Origin of the sequence: Prevotella sp. TF12-30, assembly GCF_003436715.1 — a bacterium.
GTDB lineage: Bacteria > Bacteroidota > Bacteroidia > Bacteroidales > Bacteroidaceae > Prevotella > Prevotella copri_A.
The window spans coordinates 1-5,395 of record NZ_QSQJ01000072.1 but is presented as its reverse complement, the minus strand read 5'-3'; the positions used below and the strand labels follow the sequence as shown (position 1 = coordinate 5,395).

Annotated in this window: 4 protein-coding genes; all 4 read left to right on the top strand. The window is 44.8% G+C overall.

Going from position 1 to position 5,395, the window contains the following annotated elements; all coding sequences use genetic code 11:
- Positions 1 to 244, top strand: a 244-nt coding sequence (locus tag DXD25_RS17275; protein WP_222847554.1) for a hypothetical protein, incomplete at its 5' end; no start/stop codon positions are given.
- A 667-nt stretch (positions 245 to 911) separates the two neighbouring features.
- A complete protein-coding gene (locus tag DXD25_RS15740) occupies positions 912 to 2,468 on the top strand; it encodes a glycoside hydrolase family 28 protein (protein WP_158556363.1) in 1,557 nt (518 codons plus the stop codon).
- A gap of 27 nt (positions 2,469 to 2,495) precedes the next feature.
- A complete protein-coding gene (locus tag DXD25_RS15735) occupies positions 2,496 to 4,277 on the top strand; it encodes a glycoside hydrolase 43 family protein (RefSeq protein WP_117664323.1) in 1,782 nt (593 codons plus the stop codon).
- A gap of 332 nt (positions 4,278 to 4,609) precedes the next feature.
- Positions 4,610 to 5,395 (top strand): phage integrase SAM-like domain and Arm DNA-binding domain-containing protein (locus DXD25_RS15725; RefSeq protein ID WP_187360502.1); only part of this gene is annotated, 786 nt, incomplete at its 3' end.

Genomic DNA, 5,395 nt, shown 5'->3' with positions numbered 1-5,395 from the left:
AAAGAGGGTGCGCCATAGACTTATGACACACCCTCTTTTTTATGCGCAAGCAGCTACTCTCGAAGTTAGCAAGTCTAAACAGGAAGAACTTGACAACTATGACACCATGCTATCAGACTTGTTTTTCTTAAGCGGGTTCAAAGGTACTACTTTTTTGAATCCACCAATTTTTAGGGGGATAAATTTGCAGAAAATATTTAAGGTGGATAATAAATCTCCTTTCACGGAATGTAGATTGTGCTGAACATAAGAGAGTTAAGTGTGAAAGGAAAAATCACTTTATTTTGAGATAGTAATTGATGACTAAGCTTAAATATGGCGATGTGGATAATGAATAGTGAGCGTCTTGATAGTGAATAGTGGGTGTTTTTATTATGAATGTTGGGATGAAGCATAGTAGCCAGAAGGATGAGGGATAGATAGTGGAAGGCGAAAAGAGACGATTTATCGGATGGATGCCTAAGCTCGTCTATATGGATGACTCGGGTCATCTATATGGCTCACTCCCGTCATCTATATGGATGACCCGGGTCATCCGATAGAAAGAAGCCTTTTCTATTCCTTTTGTGATAGTTGCTTTCTCCTTTAGACTAAGTTGCCTTCTCCTTATATTAATAGTCCTTTCTGCTGATTATTATTGTTGTTTCAGCTCAAGGTAAATGGTGCGGTGGTAAGTGCAGTTGGTTCTTTTGTCGTTTCCCCTGATTGCCATAGTACTATTGGGGTGCAGAATTTTCCTTTCACACTTAACCAACTGATTATAAGCACAATCTAATGACTGTGAAAGGAGAATGATTTTTAAAAGCGTAATCGTTTTCGTATTATTTATATTATGATAGCATCAGTAATCGGCAAAAATATTGTAACTTTGCGATTCAGAAATATAAGCCTAAAAATTTATGAATAAAAGAATGATCAGAAACATTGTACTCATAGTACTTATGTTTGTACCTTACCTGAGCAAGGCACAGACATTTACAGGTATGGCTGCTGAGCAAAAAGCACAGAACACACCTGAAGGTTGGACTGACGTGGAATTGCCACAGCTGCCGGAAATCACATCGGCAAATACGTTCAACATCAAGGATTACGGAGCCTCTACATCCGCAGAAGACAACACAAAAGCTATCCAGAAAGCTCTTGATGCAGTCCCTGCTAATGGCGGTATGGTCGTAATACCAGCCGGTACATGGATGTTTGGCAGCAAAGACCAGATGACAAGCCAGACAGAAGTGCTGAGCATCAAGTCGAAAACCATCCTCCACCTAAGTGCTAATGCTACATTAAAACTAGTGGAATACGGCAAGGCTCCAAACAGCAAGATTGTTTTCATTGGCTGCAAAAACAGAGGAAAAGGCATCACGGATATTATCATAGAAGGTGAAGGAGAAACATCTGTCATCGACGGACAGGGTGCCCGCTGGTGGCTTGCAAAGGAGAATAAAGAGACCTTCAACCCAGGAGCAATGATCCGCTTCGAACAGGGCAAGCGCTTCTTGCTTCGCAACTTCAAGATCCAGAACACTCCAGGTGTCAACATCACCATCAGTAATGGTGGAAAGGCAAGCCATGCCACCATCCACGACGTTACAATCAGTGAGCCTGCCTCAGAAATAGGAAAAGGCAAAGCTTCTCATAATACGGATGGTGTTGCCATCTGGGGACCATACGTCAACATCTACAACTGCAATATCAGTAATGGAGATGATAACGTGGTTTGCGACAATGATGCACAGTACATTCATGTATGGGATTGCTATTTCGGAACTGGGCATGGTGCATCCATCGGCAGCTATACCCATAACATCAAACATGTATGGTTCGACAATATCACGATGAATGGTACTACCGCCGGTATCCGCCTCAAGACAGGAATTAATTCGGATGGTACCCTCCGTGGTGGTGGCGAGGAAGACTTCAGGTTCACCAACTTCACCATGACCAAAGTGAAGAACCCATTCTCCATGGATTGCTTCTACGACAAGAAGTATAATAGCGACCCACTGGTAGATAAGGAGAATGCAAGAGCAGTAGATAGCACGACCCCAACCTACAACGGCATCTTGCTCCAGAATGTAAAGACCACAGATGTATGTGCGGGAAATGCTATTTTCCTGATAGGCCGTCCGGAAAGCCATATCAGAAACATCACACTCGACAATGTGCAGATTTCAGCAAAGAAAGGAATAGATATCCGCTTTGTGGATAATCTGATATTCAAGAATAATTCCAAAATCACGGTCAGCAGCGGGTCTCTATGGCTCAAGGATTTTGATTCGTCATGGGATGACCAATGCAATGCCGTAGCAACGAGCATCAGGAATATCACTACAGCCAGAAAGGAAGCAGACCATTATGTTTACGACCTGGGCGGACGAGTTGTAAGAAACAATTCGCAAACAGAAGATATCAAAGGACTCAATAAAGGTATTTACGTTTACAACAACAAAAAATACGTAGCAAAATAAGTAACCAACTATTTATCAGTAATAACAATGAATATCAAATCATCATTTGTATGTGTTCTTGCAACAATGGCACTGAGCACTCCTCTTTCTTCTCTAAGCGTAAAAGCACAGGCTCCATCCAAGACATGGAATCCTAACCTGAAGAACGGAATGTACCGTAATCCAGTAATTGACGCCGACTACTCCGACCCGGATGTCTGCCGTGTGGGCAATGACTACTATATGACCTCATCATCCTTCCAGTGTTTCCCTGGCTTGCAGATTCTGCACAGTACAGACCTGGTAAACTGGGAGATTATCGGTGCTGCCCTACTCGATGATTATCCAGTCTTGCCGGAGTATAAAGGCACAGATCTGGATTGGCGCAAAAAGGTTCAGCATGGCAACTACGTATGGGCTCCATCTATCCGCTATCACGACGGATGGTTCTACATCTATTGCGGCGATCCAGACCAGGGGCTCTTCATGACCAAGACACAAGATCCTCGTGGTCCATGGGAACCTATCACCTGGGTGATGAAGGGAAAAGGTCTTATCGACTGCTGCCCTCTTTGGGACGAGGATGGCAAGGCTTATCTTTCGCATGGCTGCGCAGGTTCAAGAGCCGGCATCAAATCGGTGCTCTTCGTAGCTCCTATGTCACCAGATGGAACCAAGGTGATCGGTCCTTCACGCATCGTATATGATGGGCACGAAGACCAGCCTACCATCGAAGGCACCAAGTTCTACAAGCGCAACGGCTATTATTACATCATGAGTCCTGCGGGCGGAGTGAAATACGGTTGGCAAGTAGAATTGCGTTCCAAGAATCCATACGGTCCATACGAGGAGTATGTGGGGATGGCTCAAGGAAAGAACAAGAAAGTAAACGGTCCTCACCAGGGAGCCTGGGTAGATACACAGAACGGAGAAGACTGGTTCCTCCACTTCCAGGATAAGCACGCCTATGGTCGTGTGGTTCATCTGCAACCAGCCAGATGGGTAAACGACTGGCTCGTTATCGGAGACGACAAGGACGGTGACGGATGCGGAGATCCAGTTCAGCAATGGAAGAAGCCAAACTTGCCATCAAGCGGCAATTTCCAGCCTAAGGAGTCAGATGATTTCAACAGCGTAGATCTCGGACTGCAATGGCAGTGGAATGGCCCTTACAGTCAGTACTGGTACTTCTGCGATGCCAGGAAATCGAAGCTGCGTCTCTATGGCGTACAGCAGGCAGAGGATGTGAAGAATCTATATGATCTCCCTAACCTCCTGCTTCAGAAGCTCCCTACAGAGAACTTCACAGCCACAGCAAAAGTGAAGTTTATCCCTAACCGCACAGAAGCCTATAAGGAGAATGATAAGATTCTCGGTGAAAGCGCAGGCATGATTATGCAGGGAATGGACTATGCTGCACTCAAATTTGTTGATACCAAGGACGAAGGCGTTGTTTTGCAATATGTAACCTGTGAGAAGGCAGAAAAGGGAAAGGCAGAGAAAGTGGTGAAGCAAGTAGCCATCAAGACTAGCAAGCAACCACAGCCTTACACTGTGAAATATGCCGTAGATGATATTCCATCTTCCCGCATCGCCACTCAGGATGTATGGCTCCGCGTAAAGGTTCATAGCGAGGGCATCGCCAACCAGATACAGGCTATCGCAGAATGGAGCTACAGCCTGGATGGCAAGAAGTTTATCAAGATAGGCAATCCGTTTACTGTACGCGAAGGCAAGTGGATTGGTGCGAAACTCGGTTTCTTCAACACCCGCACTGCCAAGAAAAACGATGCAGCCTTCTTCGATATCGACTGGATTCATTTTGAGTAGTTCAAAGAACTCATAAATAGAAGAGAAGATTCTGTTTATCAATCAGAATTTTATATAAAAATAACGCCTAAAAAAGCAAGAAATAGCAGAATGATGCTTTTATTTTGAGTTTCAAGTGGTTGTGGCAGTCGTTGGCTTTAAGTGGCATATACGAGGAAAAGCGAAAAACGCAGATTGGAGAAATAGAAACGCTTTCAAATCATTACCTCGCAGAAACGCCCTAATAAGCATTTTTAACGGTGGCGGTTCATATTTCCCCATTCTGCGTAAGTTTTGGTTTTGCCATGCAACTCTCATAGTTTAATTTTGCACCGAACAAAAAAGTAAGGATTATGAGATGCACTTTCAAGACAGTCTTCTATGTAAATGGAAGCAAGGAGAGAAACGGAATTGTCCCTATCATGGGACGAGTGACAATCAACGGAACTATCGCACAGTTCAGTTGCAAGCAGAGCGTGACCAAGGCTATCTGGGATGCCAAGGGCAACAGAGCCACAGGCAAGAGTAAGGAAGCCAAGGAGGTGAACTTTGCGCTTGACAACATCAAGGCTCAAATCACCAAGCATTACCAACGACTTTCCGACCGTGAGGCGTTCGTTACCGCTGAAATGGTGAGAAACGCCTACCAAGGCATAGGCACGGAATACGAGACATTGCTCAGAGCCTTTGACAAGGAGAACGCAGCTTTTGCCAAGCGTGTGGGCAAGGATAGAGCCAAGAACACCTACCGCAAGTATCTGACGGTAAGAAAGTATGTTGCCGATTTCATCAAGTATCAGTACAAGCGCAGCGATATGTCCATGAACGAGCTTACAGAGGAGTTCATCCGTGACTATTGCCTGTATCTGAAGAATGTCATTGGACTTGCGCAGTCCTCCATTTGGATTTACTCCATACCACTGAAGCATATCGTAACGGCAGCTCACTACAACGGCAAGATACCGAGAAATCCATTTGCCATGTACCACGTTGACCCAGACCACAAGGAACGTGAGTTCTTGACATTGGACGAGCTTACCGCCATGACACAGATAAAGTTGGAAGACCCGAACATGGCATTTGCGAGAGACCTTTTTATCTTTGGTTGTTGGACAGGTATCTCTTTCATCGACATCAAG